The following is an 18,909-nucleotide window of genomic DNA, read 5'->3' as shown; positions in this document are numbered from 1 at the left end:
GTCGGACTATTGGCCTGCTGGCGGCACGGCGGTACACTGATCCCTTTGTCACCGTCAGGATGCCGTTGCCCCTTGTCCACACTGCCCATTGAACAGGTCTATGTTCCCCTTCGCCAGGCGCTAGCCGGCGGCAATCAGATTATCCTTCAGGCCCCGACCGGGGCGGGTAAATCCACCGCGTTGCCGCTGGCGATGCTGAACTGGCCGGAGATCGACGGTCGGATTATTCTGCTGGAGCCGCGGCGTATCGCCGCCCGGGCCATTGCCCGCTACCTCGCCGCCCAGTTGGGGGAGTCCGTGGGGCAGACGGTCGGCCTACGGGTACGGGGCGAGACTCGGGTCAGTGCCGCTACTCGACTGGAGATCGTCACCGAAGGGGTGCTGACTAGGCAGATTCAGAGCGATCCTGAACTGGATGGGGTGGCGTTGGTGCTGTTCGATGAGGTTCATGAGCGCCACCTGGCAACGGATCTGGCGCTGGCCCTGGCGCTGGAGGTGCAGGGGGGGTTGCGTGAGGACCTGACGCTGATGCTGATGTCGGCGACCCTGGAGGGGCAACCGTTCCAACGCTGTTTGCCGGACGCCCGTCTGGTGGCCAGTGAAGGGCGCAGCTTTCCGGTGACCCTGGAGTACCAGCCAGTGCCTCAGGGACACCAGTGGTTAACGGACACCGTCAATCAGGTGCAGCGCCAGCTCAGCCAGCGAGCCGGTAACTTGCTGGTGTTTCTACCCGGACAAGGCGAGATCCGCCGGGCCCACACCCTGCTGCAGGAGCGGGTGGGTGAGGAGGTAGACCTGTGTCCCTTGTACGGCCAGCTGTCACCGCAGCAACAGGACCGGGCGATTCAGCCACCGGCTAATGGGCGCCGAAAGGTGGTGCTGGCCACCAACATCGCCGAATCCAGCCTGACCATCGAGGGGATTTCGGTGGTGGTGGATGCCGGTTGGCAGCGTGTGGCCCGTTACAACCTCAAATCGGGTATCAGCCGGTTGGAGACCGCCCGCATCAGCCAGTCTTCGGCAGCGCAGCGCAGTGGCCGTGCCGGCCGACTGATGGCTGGCCATGGCGTGCGAATGTGGAGTGAGTCGATGCAGCATGGGCTGGCGGACGCCGACGCGCCGGAGATAAGCCAGGCGGATCTGACCACTTTGGCGCTGGAATTGGCCGCCTGGGGCTGCCGGCAGGCCGAGGAGTTGCTGTGGCTGACTCCCCCTCCGGCGGCGGCCATGACCCGGGCCTGGACTCTGTTGCAGCAGCTGGAGTTGGTGGACGAGCAGCATCGTCTCACCGCCATGGGCCGGCGGGTGCATGGCCTGGGCAGCGATCCTCGTTTGGGCCATATGCTGATCAAATCCGGTGATCTGGGCATTGACGGTCTGCAGGCGCTGGCCTGTGAACTGGCGGCGCTGCTGGAGGAGGGGGATCCCCTTCGCGGCCGTCAACCCGGAGTCGACATCGAGCTGCGCATCGGCAAGCTGTCCGCCGCGGCCAAGTCTCAGCGAGACAAATGGCGACGCCAACTTGGTTGTGGCAGTCGAGTGGCCAGCAGTGGCTATTGCGGCCTGCTGTTGGCACTGGCCTACCCGGATCGTATTGGTCAGCCTCGGGGCAACGGTGGTCGTTATCAGCTCAGCGGCGGCAGCGGTGCGGCGCTGCCTCAGGACGATCCCTGGCAGGGGCGGCGGCAATTGCTGGTGGCGGCGCAGTTGTCCGAGCGTCAGGGCCAGGGGGATGCTCTGGTGCACCTGGCGGCCGAGGTGGAGCTGACCGAGTTGGAGCAGCAGTTACCGCATCTGTTGAGCTGGCAGCGTCGTCAGCATCTGGACGCCAAAAGCGGTGAACTGGTGGCGGAGAAGCAGCTGTGCCTGGGCGCGCTGGTGATCAAGACTCAGCCACTGACCGACATCAGTGAGCAGGATTACGTTCAGGCGCTGATTGAGGTGGTTCGACAACAGGGGTTGGCCTGCTTGCCATGGACCGAGTCGCTGCAACAATGGCGCCTGCGCCTTCGCCTGGCTCGGCAGACATTGCCGGAGATGGCCTGGCCGAACCTGGACGATGAGACGCTGCTGGCTTCCCTGGAACAGTGGCTGGCGCCCTATCTGAGCGGATTGAAAAAGCGCTCGCAACTCAAGACGCTGGATCTGGGCAGCATTGTCCGCAATCAACTGGACTGGAGCCAGCAGCAGCAGTTGGATGCCCTGTTGCCGACCCATTGGCAGGTGCCAACCGGCAGCAAGATCAAGCTGGAGTACCACGATGACGGTGTGAAACTGTCGGTTCGAGTACAGGAGATGTACGGTGAGGCCAGCACACCGATGCTGGCCAATGGCCGCTTGGCGGTTACCCTGGAGTTGCTGTCGCCGGCTCGGCGGCCGTTACAGGTCACCGAAGATTTGGCCGCTTTCTGGAAGGGATCCTGGAATGAGGTCAAGAAGGAGATGAAGGGCCGATACCCCCGCCATCTGTGGCCAGACGATCCGGCCCAGACTCAGGCCACCCGATTAACCAAGAAAAGGATGCAGCAGCAGTAGATGGCCAAGCAACCCAGCAACGGCGGCAAGCGTCCCGCCCGTACCCCGGCCCGAAAGCGGCCGGCGAAATCGACCTCAAAACCCAAAGCGACGTCGGCCAAGCGCCGGCGCACGCCAGGGCGCCGTGCTCAGGGGCGCAGTTGGGGCAAGCGACTGGGGCTGCTGGCCTTGTTGTCACTGGTGCTGCTTGGGGGCATCACCGCCGCCTACTGCGTCTACCTGGATCAGATCATTGCCGAAAAGTTTGAAGGTCAGCGTTGGCACCTGCCGGCGCAGATCTTTGCCCGGCCCATGGCCATCTACCCCGGTGCCCCCATCACCCATGCTCAGTTGAAGCAGGAGTTGGCGCTGCTGGGGTACCGCAATACCGGCACCCCCCGTCGCGAAGGCGAGTTTGCCGTTGCCAGTCATAAGGTAGAGCTGTACAAGCGGGCTTACGACGGCCCCAGTGGCTATGAGCCGGCGCAGCGGGTGTTCATCACCTTTTCCGATAACCGGGTGACTCGACTGCAGCGATCCAGCGACGGTCGGGATCTGGGCTTCGTGCACCTGGAAGCCTTGCTGATGGATCGCATCGTTGCCGGGGATCGGGAAGACCGGCTGTTTGTGCCCCGGGAGCGGATACCCGAAAGCCTGGTGGATGCGTTGCTGCGCACCGAAGATCAGGATTTCTATCACCATCATGGGGTGGCGCCGCTGGCCATCGCTCGCGCGCTGCTGGTGAACATCAAGGCCGGGCGCACGGTTCAGGGCGGCAGCACCCTGACTCAGCAGTTGGCGAAAAATTTCTTCCTGACCCGGGACCGCACCCTGTGGCGTAAAGTCCGCGAGGCGTTGATGGCGCTGATCATCGATTACCGCTACGACAAGGACACCATTCTCGAGGCCTACCTCAATGAGGTGTACATGGGCCAGGATGGCAGCATCGGCGTGCACGGCGTCGGCCTGGCCGCCCGTTTCTATTTCCATCGGCCCATCGAAGAGCTGACCATCGCCCAGCAGGCTACCCTGGTGGCGATCATCAAGGGGCCTTCCTACTACAATCCCTGGCGTTATCCACAGCGGACCCTGAAACGACGGGATCTGGTGCTGAGGTTGATGCTGGAACAGGGAATGATCGGCAAAGATCAGTACCAGCAGGCGGCGTCTCAGGACGTTGGAGTCCGGGATCCTAAATCCAGGCAGCGGCATCGGTTGCCGGCGTTTATGCAGCAGGTGCGTCAGGAGCTGGCCACCCGCTATGGACCACAGACCCTGAAGCGTTCGGGCCTCAAGGTATACACCACCTTGGATCCGCTGGCGCAGCGCTCCGCCGAACAGGCGGTGGAGAAGGGGATGGCTCGCCTGAGCCAGGATCGTAACGATCCCAAGCTGCAGGCCGCCATGGTGGTGGTGGATCGCTACCAGGCTGGGATTCTGGCGATGGTGGGGGACAAGGACCCCGACTTCAAAGGCTTTAACCGAGCCTCCGATGCCATTCGCCCCATCGGCTCCTTGGTCAAACCCTTTGTGTATCTGACCGCGTTGGCGGATCCCCAGCACTACCATCTCGCCAGCCGTATCAAGGATCAGCCCATCAAGCTCAAGAGCAGCGGCGGCAGCGTCTGGGCGCCAAAGAATGACGACAAGCAATACCGGGGTGAGGTGTCACTGGCGGACGGCCTGGTGCGCTCCTATAACGTGCCGACGGTGAACCTGGGGATGGCAGTGGGCCTGGATGCGGTCAACGACACCCTGCAGCAGGCCGGTTGGCCATTGCCGTTGCAGCCCCGACCGTCGATGTTGCTGGGGTCGATGGAGGCCAGCCCGCTGCAATTGGCCCAGTTGTACCAGACCCTGGCCGATGGCGGTCGTTATCGGCAGTTGTACAGCGTCAAAGCGGTATTGGATGAGGACAATCAGCCTCTGGCGGAGCACAAGGAGAAGGTGACTCATGCGCTGTCGCCCCAGGCCAGTTACCTGACCAACTACCTGCTGACTCAAGTGGTGGAGCGGGGCACCGGTCGGCGCCTGAAGCAGACCTATCCGGACGTGACCCTGGCCGGTAAGACCGGCACCACCTCCAACGGTCGCGACGCCTGGTTTGCCGGCTTCGATGATCGTGACGTGGTGATCACCTGGGTCGGGCGGGACGACAACAGTGCCGCCAACCTGTACGGTTCCAGTGCGGCGTTGCCCCTGTACCGGCGCTACCTGCAACAGCGCGATCCCTTGTCTCTGGTGCTGACGCCCCCCGATGGCACCGTCCAGGGTTATTTCAATGGCCAGGGATTGGCGGTGGCCTCGGATTGCACGGGCGCGGTTCGCCTGCCTGCCGATGTCAAAAGCTGGCCGAACCCCTCGGGCTGTGCCGGTGGCAGCCGGGAGAAAAACTGGTTGGAGCGGGTGTTCGGCTTCTAGTCGTCGCTGGCCAGTTTGGCTTGCAGATCGTTTTGGACGATGGCCAGGGCTTTTAGCGCCGTGGCCGGGTCCACTTCGTTGGATTCCAGCAGGTAGATCAGATCCACCGCCAGTTTGACTTCGTCGGGGGCGTGTTCCAATGACATGGTGGCCTCACAGTGGTAACAGGAGGCCACAGTGTACGACGTTGGCGGCAGCGGGTGTAGCCCGTCGCCGGCGATTCGACGCCAGGATCAGCGAATGGGCACCGGATACTGCAGATCCAGTTGCAGGTAAAACGGAAACTGCAGGGTCAACGACCATTCGGTTTTGGCGGTGTCGTGTTTTGTTGGTGCGCGGCAACTGTGGCTGTCGCCGCCGCGGTCAGTCCCGCCACAATTGCGGTGAGCGGAAGGCGTAGCGATACAGCCCCCAGTAATAGGGCAGCATGACGGCCGACATGACTCCATAGGCTACCAGCATCTGCAGCGAACCGGCCTCTGCCATGATTTGCTGTAGCTCCGGTTGCACAAACGGCAGGATTACGATGCTCAGCAGGATGGCAAAAAAGTAGCCTTTCCAGAAGTTGGCGGTCAGGTAACGGCCTTGCCTGGCACGGCCCCAGAGGGCAATGAGGCCGAAGTAGGTAAACACAATCAGTGGCAGATCGGTGACAAAATCCATCAGGCCATAGTGGCCGGACAGCGACTGCAGCGCCTTGTTGCCTAGGCCGAGGCCAACCAGGAGAACCACATAGATAAAGAGGTACATAGGTCTGATTCCATTCAGATTCTTAACAGTGGTTGGCCAGAATAACCCTCCTGAGTTGCGCCGCGCAAATTTTGTTCGAATTTCGTATTTGGTTTTTGCCGATGGCGGCAATCACCGCCATCGGTGCTGTTGCCATCGAGAGTGATGGCCGGCTTCTTTGATTTTAGAAGGGCTGATTGACCACCACCCGCACCTGATTGCCCTCCTCGCCATAGGCGATGTCCAGCCTTGCCAGCACGTTTTCGACCCAGAAACGGATGCCGAAGCCGGCGCTCCAGTTCATGTCCTGGTGCAGGGTCGACAGGTCGAATTGATCGTGCACCCGGCCGACACCGACGTAGGCGGCGAACTGCCACCAGGGAAAATAGTAGCGGTCAATGAAGGGGATGCTGCCTTGCGGCTGCCAGGTGGGAACGCTGCGGTATTCCGCCCCGTAGTAGATGGCGCTGCGGTCGTGGAAGCGATCCGACTGGTAGCCTCGCAGCCGATCCCAGCCTCCCAGCTTGGATTGGGCAAACCAGGGCGGGCGGTGCTCATTGCCTTCGCTGCCACTGTCCCAGCTGGGGACGTCGGCCAGATACGCGGTCAGCGACAGGGTCTGTTGTTGACTCCAGCTGTTGCTGCCCAGGTTGAGGTAGTGGGCGTACTGGGCCTGCCAACTGGTGTAGCTGCTGCGGTCGTCATCGCCCCAATCCCGCTGCAGATCAAGCTCGAACCGATAGCCGCGGCTGGGGGAGGGCACGTAGTTGCGGGCGTCCATGTCGAGCCTGAGGGCGATGCCGCCGGTTTGTTCCTCATCGCCATCGGCGATCTGCCGCGATTCATAGAATGGCTTGATGGTGATGCTGGACAGGGGCTGTGGCGACTCGCCATCCAGCTGTTGATCGACGGGCAGCATCGGCTCCGGGCCAAAGGCCTGACGCAGCCGAAACGGGCGGCTTTCCCCGGCGCCGAAGGGCAGCACGTAGCGAAAGCTGGCGGCGTAGCGCTGCTGATCTTCCTGGCCGAGGACAAAATTGTTCTCATCGGATCCGTGGCCACCGGCGCCGCCGTCGAACCCGGGGGCGCCGTCGACGTAGACCTGGGACTCCTTAAAAGTGGCGTTGATGGTTTCCAGATCCACAAACCAGCGGCTGCTGTCGCTGAAGGTCAGGTTATAGATGCCGAGAAAGGCCACGTAGCTGTCGTTGTCGGAGTAGGCGCCGACCCCGACGATCTGTGACTGAGGCTGCAACAGTCCCTGAAAACTGCCGGCGGCGGCACCGGTAAAGCCCATGCTGGAGGAGGAGAATACGAAGGGCACCACCGCGTTGCGACTTTGGCCTTCGGGGCGGGCGCCGCTGCCGGAGGTATCATGGACGGCACCGCCTCCGTCCGGGCTGTCGGAGGGCGACTGGGCACGGTCGCTGGCCCAGCCAGCGCTGGTGACAAGAGTCAGGGCAAAGAGTGTGGTGCGGTACATGGAGCGTCCTCTGGCAATGTTGGCGCCGAGGGTACCGTTTTTGGCGTCGAAAAACCGTAATGCTGTTGTGAGCGAGTGTAACGGTTGATGAGCAGCGACGCGGTGATTCCTGGCTGCAGCCTCGTTGTACCAGCATTTTAAGCAATAGTAAAAAGTGAACGAGCGTTTTATTGATTTGTCAGCCACAGGCACTGATAGGGGGCCAGGGTCAGGCTGGCATCGGTGCGCTCAAGGGTTTGATTGCCGATCAGGTCGCGCCAGCAATCGGGTTCGATGAGGTTCAGATCCGCCAGGCACAGGGACTGAGGCTGATGGCTGAGGTTGTGAACGGCAAAAATGCTCTGCCGACGATCCCGACTCTGGCGCCAGAAGCCAAACAGAGATTCGCCCAGATGCAGGGTGAACTGAGTGGCATTGGGGTGGAAGGCGGGCTGTTGTTGCCGCAGTTTCAGCCGCTGCGACAACTGCTCCAGGGCCTGACGTCGCGGACTGGAAGGGTCGATGAGGGCGGCTTCTAACTCGACGGTCGACCAGTTGTGACGGTTGATGGCGCGGTTATTGCCGGTATTGGCCAGTTTCTGCTGGTCATTTTCGGTAGCCAGCAACGAGTGCAGATACAGGGCCGGAATCCCCTCCAGCCCCAGCATCAGGGTGTGGGCGCACAGGAACCGCGCCATCTGCCACTGGTCTTGCTGCAGTAGGGTGCCCCGGCAGGCGTCAAACAGGCTGATGTTGATCTCATAGGGACGTGGTTGCTGGCCCGACAGGCTACGCCAGGAGATTTTGCCGCCAAAGGCCTGCATGCGGTTGGCCATGGCATCGATATCGCGGTCACTGAGCAGTCCCTCGACCGGACGCAGGCCGATGCCATCGTGGGAAGCCAGGAAATTGAGGTAGGCGGTGCCTTCCCGGGTGGGCGGCATGCTCATCTGCCAGCGACGCAGCGCGGTACTGCTGCCGCTGAGCAGCGCATGCAACACCAGTGGCGGCAGGGTAAAGTTGTAGATCAGGTGGGCTTCGTTGCCGTTGCCAAAATAGCTCAGGTTGTCGCGGTTGGGAATGTTGGTTTCGGTGATCAGCACGGTGTCGGGGGCCAGGGCCTCCACCAGGGTGCGCAGCAGCCGAATGATCTCATGGGTCTGAGGCAGGTTGAGACAGTCGCTGCCGGGCTGTTTCCACAAAAAGGCCACCGCATCCAGTCGAATCCAGCGGCTGCCCTGGTCCAGGTAGTACCTGAGTATTTTCACCATCTCAATCAACAGCGCCGGATTGGCGAAATTGAGATCAACCTGATCCGGGCTGAAAGTACACCAGACATGGCGCTGCCCTTGTGGCGTCTGCACCGCTCGCAGCAGCGGCGAGGTGCGCGGTCGCACCACCTGGCTGAGATCCTCGCCGGGATCGGCGGTGACAAAGTAGTCTCTGCCCGGCGCTTGGCCAGCCTTGAACTGCTCGAACCAGCGGCTGCGACTGGAGCAGTGGTTGAGCACCAGATCCGTCATCAGGGTCATCTGCCGGGCCAGGGTGGCTACGTCACTCCAGTCGCCGAGGCTGGGGTTAACCTGACGGTAGTCCATCACCGCAAAGCCGTCGTCGGAGCTGTAAGGAAAATAGGGCAGCAGGTGCAGGGTGGTAAATCGGTGTTGCAGGTGACGGCGGATAAAGCGACTGAGGCTGGCCAGGGGCGTTTGCCCCGGCGTCAGAATGCTGTCGCCGTAGCTGATCAGCACCGCGTCCCGTTGGTCCCACAGCGGCGCAGTGATGTTACTGAGGGGCTGTGGTCCGCCCATGGCCTGGATCAACTCGCTGGCCAGCGCCGAATGGTCGCCCTCGGGGTAGAGTCGGCGCAGGTGGTCGCACAGCCGGGCGTTAAGCGCGGTCATACTGGCGAACCATCTCACGGTGATCCGCTTCCACGGCATCGATCAGCTGTTCAAAGATGTCCGGCACCGCACTGCGAACCCGGCTCCAACTGGGAATGAACGGTGTCTCCATGGGGTTGTCGAGGAAGTGCAGGCCCGCTTTGAGTACGTTCTCGGCAAACAACTCCACCGATTCCTCTTCGCTGTGAACGTCAAACGCCAAGCCATTGATGGCGGCGTCGTTGCGATAGGTTTCGATGAAATCCAGGGCGATGCGGTAGTAGGTGGCCTTAATGGAGCGGAAGGTCTCCGACGAGAACACCACCCCATTGGTGGCCAGCTTGCGGAAAATGGCCTTGGCGATGTCGATGGACATCTTCGACAGGCCGCCGTCGTCGTTGTCCTTGGACAACTGCTGATGTTTGTGGTCGTAGCAATCGGCGATGTCGACCTGGCACAGGCGGTTGCTGGCGTAGTTGCGTTTGACCTCGGACAGCACGCCGATCTCCAGTCCCCAGTCGCTGGGAATGCGCAGGTCGTTGATGACATCGATGCGGAATGAAAACTCACCGGCCAGGGAGTAGCGGAAGCTGTCCAGGTACTCGAGGTATTCCAGGTTGCCGTAGATCTTTTTCAGGGATCTTAACAGTGGCGTGACCAGCAATCGAGTCACTCGACCGTTGAGTTTGGCTGCGGCCACTCGGGCGTAGTAGCCCTTGCAGAACTCGTAGTTGAAGGTGGGGTTGGCCACCGGGTAGATCAACCGGGCCAGCAGGCTGCGATCGTAGGTGAGGATGTCGCAGTCGTGCATCGCCACCGCCTCGCTGTTACCACGGGCCAGCACATAGCCCAGGCAGTACCAGACGTTGCGGCCTTTGCCGAGTTCCGTCGGCGCCAATCCCTGCTCTCGAAGCATGGCGTCGATGGCGCTCAGGCGTGGACCGTCGTTCCACAGCACTCGGTGTTGTTGAGGCAGGCGGCCAAAGAACTCCAGGGCGTGGCGGTATTGGTCCCGATCGGCGCGATCCAGGCCGATGACGATCTCCTGCAGATAGGGCACCTGGCACAACTCGGCCACGATGTTGTCCAGGGCTGGCCCCTGCAGCTCGCTGTACAGCGACGGCAATACCAGGCTCATGGGGCGGGAGCGGGCAAAGCTGCTCAACTCCCGTTCCAATTCGTCGATGGGCCGGCGGGTCAGGTTGTGCAGGGTGGTGATCACCCCGTTTTGGTGAAAGTCGCCCATGTGCTTCTCCCTAAGTCTGAGGAACGGTAGTGATTGAGAATACGCTGTATGGCCTGGTTCCAACCCTCGGGGCCGATTCCGGTGGGCAGCAGGGTGGTGCGGCCTCGGCGCGGTGACAGATGCAGTGGGGCTCGGTCAGGGGTTCGAATCACCACCGCCCAGTCTGCCAGCTCCAGCATGCGCCGATCGTTGCCGCCGTCGCCAAGGGCGACGATCACCGGCGGGCAGCCCCACAGCCGCTGATAGTATTGCCGTAGCGGCGCCAGGGCATCGCTCTTATCGTGGTGGCCTTGAATGTGCAGGAAACGCCCGCCCTTCAATGCCTGCAGCTGGTGGGGGGCCAACAGTTGGCGCAGCCGGGCCAGGGTGGCGTCGTCGTGTGGCCACAGCAGGGGTTCGGAGTAGTGACGATCCAGCGCCTGGGCTGCGGCTTGGGGCGTCAGACCGGTGTGCTGACACAACTGGTCGACGTCCCAGTTGGCAAAGCCCTGCAGCGACAGCCCGAGAGGGCTGTGCAGGCGCTGCAATATCTCCAGGATCGCCTGTCGCGGGCGGCCCAGTCGTTGTATTCGCACATCGTTGCCCTCGGGCCAGAGCAGGGCGCCGCCGTTCTCGACCACGTAGGGGCAGTGGTTATCCAATTGGCGGCGCAACTGGGCCACTTCCGCCTGCGTCTTGCTGGTATTGAGAATCACCGGAATCGCCAGTGCCGCCAGGCGGGACAGGGCCGGCAAGGCGGCCCGAAAGTGGTAGTGATGATGATCCAGCAGGGTGCCGTCGAGATCGGTGACCACCACCAACGGCGGCGCGACACGGTGCGTAATTGCGGATGTCGATGGCATTCCCTGCATGCGGACTCCTGACTAAAAACTACCCATTTATGAGTAAGCATTCATGTCGAGATGGCACCTGGTCAAATAAGCATCAGTTTTGAAATGGTAATCAGAACCGGGGTTGCCGTTGCCGAAGCGGCGCGCTACGGGGTTACCAGGGAATGGCCTCTCCGCGCCAGTCCAGGTAGCTGAGCTGGCCGTCGGCCTCAAGCGTCTCGGTGACCCGAAAAAGCTGGTGCGCTGCCTGCTGTGGGCTGAGCAGTTGACCCGGTGGCAACCGCGATTGAAATGGTCGCGACAGCGCGGTGTCGACGGTACCGGGGTGATAAGCCACCAGCTTGACCCCTTTGGCGCGGCGGCTGGCTTCCACCGCCGCGGTTTGCAGCAGTTGATTCAGGGCTGCTTTGCTGGCTCGGTAGCCGTACCAGCCCCCGAGGCGATTATCGCCGATGCTGCCGACCCGGGCGCTAAGTACGGTAATGACGCAGTGGCGGCTGCGCTGCAGCAGCGGCAGTAATTGGGACAGCCACAGTGCCGGCACCACGGCATTGCTGAGGTACAGGCTGGTCAGGGCGGTGTCATTCAACTGCTCGATGCGCTTTTCCGGGGAGAAGTCGCGGTGGTGCAAGCGGCCATTGCACAGGGTGACCCTGGTGAGTTGATGCCGTTGTGGCATCAATGTTTCCATAACCCCGGCAATGGCAGCGGCGCTGTTGTCGCACTGCAGGCGGGTTAATCTGGGGTGGGACACCGGCTTTAACCCGGAGTCGACCTGACGACTGACGGCCACCACTCGTTGCGACGACTGCGCCAGGCTGTGGTTGGTCAACGCCTGGCCGATGCCGCCGCCAGCGCCAATGATCAGATGCAGGGTCATGGGCGCGACTTCGGTGGCAGCGAACATTGATCGCCGTTGCAACGGGGCGCACCCATCAGCCAGGCAGAGACCCGGTGTCGATGTCGGGCAAAGCGCAGGTAACCCCAGTCGGCCAGCGGCCGTATCAGTGGCCAGCGCAGCCAGCCGACCAGATGGCCGCGCCCCACTCGCTGCCAGGCGCCGACGGTGACATCCAGACCGGTGACCACCTGACCACGTTCGTTGACCGCATGCAGCACCTGCAGGCAGCGCGCCGGGTCGACCTGGGGAAATTCCGAGTGCCACTGGTCGTCGTAGATGGACACAAACCGCAGCCGTCCGAGGGGATCGCGCTGGCGCAGCAGGCTGACTTCATGGCTGCACAGGGGACAGCGATCGTCGATAAACAGAGTAAAGGTCATGCTGGCTTCCACATCAGGGTGATGCAACCAGTACGTACAGGTGGCGGATTGGGATCGCACTGAGACCAATGGCCACCACCTCGGCCTGAGGGCCTCGGTGGTGCCAGGTGGTTCGGCAGCGTCAGCCTTGCAGGTGGCTGGCGTGAAACTTCAGGTGCTGATCGATGAAGCTGGCGATGAAGTAATAGCTGTGGTCGTAGCCTTCGCGCAGATTCAGTTGCAGCGGGTAGCCGCTGGCCTTGGCGGCGGCTTGCAGCGCCTGCGGTTGCAGTTGCTCGGTCAGGTAAGGATCGCTGCTGCCCTGATCCACCAGTGCCGGCGGGCCATTGACGGCGTCGCGCATCAGCAGGCTGGCGTCGTACTGGTGCCAGGCGGCGCTGTCACTGCCCAGGTAGGCGCCAAAGGCTTTCTGCCCCCAGGGGCAGAGGCTGGGGTTACTGATGGGACTGAACGCCGACATGGAGCGGTAGCGGTCGGGATTACGCAAGCCAATCATCAGTGCGCCATGGCCGCCCATGGAGTGGCCGGCGATGGCACGGCGTTCGTTGACCGGAAAGGTGGCTTCAATCAGGGCCGGCAACTCCTCAACCAGGTAGTCGTACATGCGGTAGTGGCGGTGCCAAGGGGCTTGGGTGGCGTTGACATAGAACCCGGCGCCCTGGCCGAGATCATAGCTTTCATCGTCGGGCACCTTGTCGCCGCGAGGGCTGGTATCCGGGGCGACAATGGCGATTCCCAGTTCGGCGGCCAGACGCTGCGCTCCGGCTTTGTGCATGAAATTCTCGTCGCTGCAGGTCAGGCCGGACAGCCAATACAGCACTGGAACTCGCTGATCGTTGCTGGCGCCCGGTGGCAGAAAGATGGCGAATCGCATCGAACAGTTGAGGCTGTCGGAGTGGTGGCTGTATTGCTTGTGCCAACCGCCAAAGCTCTTGTTGATGCTGACGTTTTCTAAAGTCATCTGGGGATCCTGTGGCAGAATCCCGGCCAGGGGCCGGGATGCGGTGGATTACTTGTCGAAATGGATTACGGTGCGAATGCTCTTGCCCTGGTGCATCAGATCAAAGGCGGTGTTGACCTCGTCCAGTCCCATGGTGTGGGTGATGAAATCATCCAGCTTGAACTCGCCATTGAGGTAACGTTCTACGTACTCGGGCAGTTCGGAGCGCCCCTTGACGCCACCAAAGGCGGATCCGCGCCACACCCGGCCGGTTACCAGTTGGAACGGCCGGGTCGAGATCTCCTGACCGGCACCGGCAACACCGATGACCACCGACTCACCCCAACCCTTGTGGCAGCACTCCAGGGCGCTGCGCATCACGTTGACGTTGCCGATGCACTCAAAGGAGTAGTCAACGCCGCCATCGGTGAGCTCGACGATCACCTCTTGAATCGGTTTGTCGTACTGCTGCGGATTGATGCAATCGGTGGCACCCAGTTTGCGGGCCAGTTCGAATTTGCTCTCATTGATGTCGATGGCGATGATGCGACTGGCTTTGGCCATGGTGGCACCGATGATGGCAGACAGGCCGATGCCGCCCAGACCAAAGATGGCCACGGTGGCGCCTTCTTCTACCTTGGCGGTGTTCATGACCGCGCCCATGCCAGTGGTGACACCGCAGCCCAGCAAGCACACCTCCTCCAGTGGCGCTTGGGGGTTAACCTTGGCCAGGGAGATCTCCGGCAGGACGGTGTATTCGGAGAAGGTGGAGGTGCCCATGTAGTGGTAGATGGGTTGACCGTCTTTGGAGAAGCGGGTGGTGCCGTCGGGCATCAGCCCCTTACCCTGGGTTTCGCGGATCTTCTGGCACAGGTTGGTCTTGCCGGACTTGCAGAACTTACACTCACCACATTCCGGGGTGTACAGTGGAATCACATGATCCCCGACTTTGACGCTGGTGACGCCTTCGCCGACAGACTCGACAATGCCGCCGCCTTCGTGGCCCAGAATGCAGGGGAAGATTCCCTCAGGATCGTCACCGGACAGAGTAAAGGCATCGGTATGGCAGACACCGGTGGCAATCATCTTGACCCGCACTTCGCCTTTTTGCGGCGGCATCACGTCAACGGTTTCCATGGAGAGGGGTTCACCAACGGCCCAGGCGACGGCGGCCTTGGATTTAATGATTTGTGCAGTCATTAACGTTTCCTGTTGTCATCATTGTATTGGGGACGCCGGTTGGCGCCGTTTCGATGCTGAGTAGTATATTTGCTTCTGAATTGTTGATAATCGGCCACTAAGGTAAATTACTTTTACCTGGTGGTAATAATTGAGCGTCAGGCTGACCTGATTTGTCAGGTAAGATTAGCCTCCTGCACGAGGGTGAGGCAGAGAAGTTGTGTGTAGGGCACTGATGAGCCGTTAATGAAGCAAAAGGGGGGGCGATGTCTGATTGGAATGGGGTCAGTGAATTTGTGGCGGTATCAGAGACCGAGAGTTTTACCGCCGCCGGCAAACGTCTGGGGATCTCTACCGCTCAGGTCAGCCGGCAGATCACCGCGCTGGAGGCCAGGCTGGCGGCCAAGCTGTTCTACCGTACGACTCGCAAGGTGTCTCTGACCGACGTCGGGCGGGTGTATTACCGTCACTGTCGTCAGGTAATGGACGGCCTCGAAGAGGCGGAGCGGGCCATCAGCAACCTGCAAAGCTCGCCCCGGGGCCGGTTGCGAATTACGGCGCCGGTGACCTATGGCGAGCGCACCATTGCACCGCTGGTGAACGATTTCGCCCTAAAGTATCCGGAGCTGGAAGTACAACTGCATCTTACCAATCAGAAAATCGATTTGGTGGAGGAGGGCTTCGATCTGGCAGTACGCCTGGGACGGCTGGAAGACTCCAGCATGATGGCCAAACGCCTGAGCAGTCGCACCCAGTATGTGTGCGCCGCCCCCGAGTATCTGCAAGCGCACGGGGTGCCTCATTCGCTGTCGGAGCTGGAGCGCCACAACTGCCTGGTGGGCACGCTGGAATTCTGGCGCTTTCAGGAGTCGGGTAAGCCCAGAAGCATTCGGGTCAGGGGCAGCCTGAGGTGCAACAGTGGCCAGGCGTTGACCGACGCCGCCTGCAAGGGATTGGGGCTGGTGCAACTGCCGGGTTACTACGTTCAGCGCTACCTGGATCGCGGTGAGTTGGTGTCGGTGCTGGATCATTTTAATGAGCAGGATGACGGTATCTGGGCCTTGTACCCCCAAAACCGTCACCTGTCGCCTAAAGTGCGGTTGCTGGTGGATCACCTGGCCGAGCACCTGAGTTGAGGTCTCAAACAGGGCGGTTCGGCTGCCATGGTCAGGATTCAGGCTCGGATGAATTTTGTCAGTGCAAAAAGCGCTTGAGATCACAGTTTGGCAGGATATGATGCCTGAAAACGGGAACGGAGGGAGACCCCATGGCGTGCCATCGAATTGAAGAACTGCTGGAATTGCTGGAGCCGGTGTGGCAGAAAGATCAGGAACTGAATCTGGTGCAGATGCTGCAAAAAGTGGCCGATCAAGCCGGTTTTGACGGCCCCCTGTCGGAGTTGACCGACGACATGCTGATCTATCAGCTGAAGATGGGCGAAACCAGCAAGGACACCATGATCCCCGGCATCAAGAAAGATTACGTCGAGGATTTTGACTGGAAAGGGGCGATCCTAAAGGCTCGCGGCATCGACGACGAATAAGCTTAACCCGCTATCAATGAAGACGGCTGCTTTCGAGCGGCCGTTTTTGTTTGGGCTGACCGTGGGAGTTGTTACACTGGCCCCATCGACCGTGACAGAAGAAACCAAGCATGCAAGGAACCCTGAAAAAGATGCGCAGCCAGTTGGCGGGCGACGTCGACTACACCCTGTTGGTGGGCGAGGAAGCCCTGCCGTTAAATGACGTTATTGGCCAGTCGCTGACCCTGGAGCACACCGGCAACATCTTCTGCGATGCCTGTGGCCGCAAGACCAACAAGAGTTATTCTCAAGGGCATTGTTTTCCCTGTATGAAAAAGCTGGCCCGGTGTGACATGTGCATCATGAAGCCGGAGACCTGTCATTTTGCCGCTGGCACCTGTCGGGAGCCGGAGTGGGGCGAAGCCCAGTGCATGGTGCCTCACTACGTCTACCTGTCTAACACCTCGGGCCTGAAGGTGGGCATCACTCGACACACGCAATTGCCGACACGCTGGATCGATCAGGGTGCCACTCAGGGGTTGCCGATCATTCGAGTGCGCAGCCGATACATCTCCGGATTGGTGGAGGTGGCGTTGGGGGCGTTCATCAACGACAAGACCAACTGGCGGGCGATGCTCAAAGGCAATAACGACGATCTGGACCTCAAGGCCCAGGCGCACTGTTTGCTGCCGAAGATTGAGGAGAAACTGGCGGCCATTCGCGCTGAGTTCGGTGACGATGCCTATGAGATTCTGGACGAATCCATCGTCGCCATCGATTACCCGGTGAAGCAGTTTCCGGTAAAGGTGGCATCCCACAACTTCGACAAGACCCCGTTGGTGTCCGGCATTCTGTTGGGCATAAAGGGCCAGTATCTGATCTTCGATACCGGTGTGATCAACATTCGTAAGTTCACCGGCTACGAGGTCCGCGTCAGTCGCTGATCTCGGGACTCGAAACCCACAACACGCCGGTCCATGAGGGCCGGCGTTTTTCATTCTGCCTGTCATTTTGCAATGAGGCCGCCACCGCGTAGAACCAAGATAACTATTTCAATGACTTACTAGTTGGCACGGGGTTTGATTAGTCTGAGCATGGTTTTCTGATTGTGCCGAGGTGGTGATGGACAAACTGGTGGTGTTTACCTCTGAACTGGACTTCTGTCTGTGCAAGACACTGGTGCAGTTGTTGGAGCAGTACCCCAAGCTGCAGCTGCTGGTGTTGAGACAGCCAGCCACCGCCGTTTGGGCCTCACAGTGGCGTCGGCCGACACCGCACTGGTCACAATGCCGCTGGCCTTTGAACTCGCCCTCACCGTTGGCGGATACCCTCAACCGGTACGATCCGGGCCGGCTTCGTCATCACCCGCGGGTTCAATTTAAGGTGGTGGACGACATTAACTCACTGAGGATCAGAGTGCTGGTGGAGCAGTATCAGGCGGATCTCGGGCTGGCTTACGGCGATCTGTCGTTACGGCCGGCTCTGCACCAAGTGCCGCACTGGGGCACGCTGGCGATTCAGTTGGGTGCAGCCTTTGATGAAGGGCGGGATGCGCTGTTCTGGGCCCTGTGGGAGCAAAAGCCGAGCGTGACCATCCACGTGCAGCGACTGGAACCTGACCACCGACCCGCGTCGATTCTGCTGCAGACGGAGTTGGCGCTGTCCGCCTACAGCAGTGAGCGCGGGGCCCAGATTCAGTTGGAGGAGTGCCTGACTCAGATGCTGTGCGGCGCCGTGGGGATGATCAGTTGCGAAGAGATGGTGCGTCATCCCCAGGAACCTCTGCCCCGGCGTAAGACGGTGCCCAGTTTGCAGCAGCGTCGGCAACTGCAGCGACAGCGGCGCTGGGTCTCTCTTCAGAGTGGGTTGCGTACTCGAATGAAGTCGCTGTTTTTTCAAGGGTACAGCCATATCTGGCGACCGTTATGGCGTGGCCTTGCCGGTTTTCGAGGCTGCCAACGAGTGGTGGTGCTGGCGTATCACCGGGTCAACGACGATCTGAGGGACAGTTTGACTGTGGGTATCGAGCAGTTTGAGCATCAAATGGCCATGGTGGCCCGTCACTGTACCCCGGTGTCTCTGCCCAGCCTGATGGCCGGCAACATTCCCAAGGATGCGGCCAAACCTCTGCTGGCGATCAGCTTCGATGATGGTTATCTGGACAATCACGATAATGCGGTGCCGGTGCTGGAGCGACACGGCATTCCGGCGACGTTTTTCGTCAGTACCGCCATGATCGGCAGCAACCAACCGTTTCAACATGATCTGGATGCTCTGGGGCGCGGCTTGCCGACCATGACCTGGGCCCAACTGACTAGCATGCAGCAGCGAGGATTTACCATCGGTGCTCACACCCAGACTCACCTTAATTGTGCACAGGCATCGTTCTCAAAGGTGGTGGCCGAATTGCAGGCCAGCAAACGGGAGCTGGAGCATCACCTGGGGGCATCAGACGTGCTGTTTGCCTATCCGTTTGGCAAAGCGTCTGACATTAACGATGCGGTGATGGCACAGGTAAAGGCGTTGGGATTCCGGGGGTGTGTCTCCTGTCACGGAGGCACCAACGAGGGCCGCATCGACCCCTTTGATGTCAAACGCATGGGGGTGGACGCCAACTGCAGTGACGTGGCGTTCAGGGCGATGATCGAGGGATTTTGTCCGTCGAGGCTGAAAGCCAGGCCCGAGAAACGGATGTCGCGGCTGCCCAACGCCGCCACTCCACCGATTTAGGGAAGGCCCGCGCAGAGGGTTCGATAAGCATGCAGTAGCCGGAGCCGACGGTGTCGGCTGAGTTGAGAACTCAATCTTAAGGAGGAGGGAATTTGTCCGTTTATTTTATCCAGTCTCAGAACTGCAGGGGGCGCGGCAATGCTGAATGCCGTGATGCCCTGAACCGTCAAGA

The 18,909-nt window shown here is 60.8% G+C and carries 16 protein-coding genes; 6 read left to right on the top strand and 10 right to left on the bottom strand.

Annotated elements, in window-relative coordinates:
- Window positions 1-72 precede the first annotated feature (72 nt).
- Together hrpB and mrcB are read left to right on the top strand one after the other, a co-directional pair.
- Complete coding sequence (hrpB, locus tag J8Z22_RS18575) at window positions 73-2,535, top strand: ATP-dependent helicase HrpB (RefSeq protein ID WP_028114485.1); 2,463 nt, start codon at window positions 73-75, stop codon at window positions 2,533-2,535.
- Window positions 2,536-4,935 (top strand): penicillin-binding protein 1B, encoded by a 2,400-nt coding sequence (mrcB, locus tag J8Z22_RS18570; RefSeq protein WP_252007474.1) that lies wholly within the window; start codon window positions 2,536-2,538, stop codon window positions 4,933-4,935.
- Here the strand turns inward: mrcB and rsmS are convergent.
- The 10 genes from rsmS to J8Z22_RS18520 all read right to left on the bottom strand — a co-directional run bounded on the left by rsmS (window position 4,932) and on the right by J8Z22_RS18520 (window position 14,506).
- Window positions 4,932-5,081 (bottom strand): pleiotropic regulatory protein RsmS, encoded by a 150-nt coding sequence (gene rsmS, locus J8Z22_RS18565; RefSeq protein WP_252007471.1) that lies wholly within the window; start codon window positions 5,079-5,081, stop codon window positions 4,932-4,934. The two genes, mrcB and rsmS, sit on opposite strands and share 4 nt — an antisense overlap.
- A 217-nt stretch (window positions 5,082-5,298) precedes the next feature.
- A complete protein-coding gene (locus J8Z22_RS18560; protein ID WP_252007468.1) occupies window positions 5,299-5,685 on the bottom strand; it encodes a hypothetical protein in 387 nt (128 codons plus the stop codon).
- Window positions 5,686-5,848: 163 nt separating this feature from the next.
- Window positions 5,849-7,147 (bottom strand): hypothetical protein, encoded by a 1,299-nt coding sequence (locus J8Z22_RS18555; RefSeq protein WP_252007465.1) that lies wholly within the window; start codon window positions 7,145-7,147, stop codon window positions 5,849-5,851.
- A gap of 167 nt (window positions 7,148-7,314) precedes the next feature.
- On the bottom strand, window positions 7,315-9,030 hold the full coding sequence (locus J8Z22_RS18550) for an alpha-amylase family glycosyl hydrolase (protein WP_252007463.1): 1,716 nt from the start codon (window positions 9,028-9,030) through the stop codon (window positions 7,315-7,317).
- Window positions 9,017-10,255: a glycosyl transferase gene (locus tag J8Z22_RS18545; protein ID WP_028114491.1), complete on the bottom strand. Its 1,239-nt coding sequence runs from the start codon at window positions 10,253-10,255 to the stop codon at window positions 9,017-9,019. The genes J8Z22_RS18550 and J8Z22_RS18545 overlap by 14 nt, the downstream gene beginning before the upstream one ends.
- Entirely contained in the window at window positions 10,228-11,097 is an 870-nt protein-coding gene (locus J8Z22_RS18540; protein ID WP_252007461.1) for a mannosyl-3-phosphoglycerate phosphatase, read from the bottom strand. Before J8Z22_RS18540 ends, J8Z22_RS18545 begins: the two co-directional genes overlap by 28 nt.
- 142 nt (window positions 11,098-11,239) lie before the next feature.
- Window positions 11,240-11,992, bottom strand: coding sequence for an SDR family NAD(P)-dependent oxidoreductase (locus J8Z22_RS18535; RefSeq protein WP_252007459.1), 753 nt, complete (start codon window positions 11,990-11,992; stop codon window positions 11,240-11,242).
- A complete protein-coding gene (locus J8Z22_RS18530; RefSeq protein WP_252007456.1) occupies window positions 11,962-12,366 on the bottom strand; it encodes a thiol-disulfide oxidoreductase DCC family protein in 405 nt (134 codons plus the stop codon). Before J8Z22_RS18530 ends, J8Z22_RS18535 begins: the two co-directional genes overlap by 31 nt.
- A 121-nt stretch (window positions 12,367-12,487) precedes the next feature.
- Window positions 12,488-13,327 (bottom strand): S-formylglutathione hydrolase, encoded by an 840-nt coding sequence (gene fghA / locus J8Z22_RS18525; protein ID WP_252007453.1) that lies wholly within the window; start codon window positions 13,325-13,327, stop codon window positions 12,488-12,490.
- Between the two features lie 48 nt (window positions 13,328-13,375).
- Window positions 13,376-14,506: an S-(hydroxymethyl)glutathione dehydrogenase/class III alcohol dehydrogenase gene (locus tag J8Z22_RS18520; RefSeq protein ID WP_028114495.1), complete on the bottom strand. Its 1,131-nt coding sequence runs from the start codon at window positions 14,504-14,506 to the stop codon at window positions 13,376-13,378.
- A 245-nt stretch (window positions 14,507-14,751) separates the two neighbouring features.
- On the opposite strand from J8Z22_RS18520, the gene J8Z22_RS18515 reads away from it, so the two are divergent.
- The 4 genes from J8Z22_RS18515 to J8Z22_RS18500 all read left to right on the top strand — a co-directional run bounded on the left by J8Z22_RS18515 (window position 14,752) and on the right by J8Z22_RS18500 (window position 18,737).
- Complete coding sequence (locus J8Z22_RS18515; RefSeq protein ID WP_252007451.1) at window positions 14,752-15,621, top strand: LysR substrate-binding domain-containing protein; 870 nt, start codon at window positions 14,752-14,754, stop codon at window positions 15,619-15,621.
- Window positions 15,622-15,752: 131 nt separating this feature from the next.
- The gene (locus J8Z22_RS18510) at window positions 15,753-16,028 is read left to right on the top strand and encodes a YihD family protein (protein ID WP_028114497.1); all 276 of its coding nucleotides are present in this window, start codon (window positions 15,753-15,755) and stop codon (window positions 16,026-16,028) included.
- 110 nt (window positions 16,029-16,138) lie between these two features.
- Complete coding sequence (locus J8Z22_RS18505) at window positions 16,139-16,951, top strand: DUF2797 domain-containing protein (protein WP_028114498.1); 813 nt, start codon at window positions 16,139-16,141, stop codon at window positions 16,949-16,951.
- A 178-nt stretch (window positions 16,952-17,129) separates the two neighbouring features.
- Window positions 17,130-18,737, top strand: a complete 1,608-nt coding sequence (locus J8Z22_RS18500) for a polysaccharide deacetylase family protein (RefSeq protein WP_252007448.1) — start codon at window positions 17,130-17,132, stop codon at window positions 18,735-18,737.
- Window positions 18,738-18,909 lie beyond the last annotated feature (172 nt).

It is taken from the genome of Ferrimonas sp. SCSIO 43195, assembly GCF_023716685.1.
In the GTDB taxonomy this organism is placed as follows: Bacteria; Pseudomonadota; Gammaproteobacteria; order Enterobacterales; family Shewanellaceae; genus Ferrimonas; species Ferrimonas kyonanensis.
This window is presented reverse-complemented; position numbering and strand designations above follow the sequence as displayed.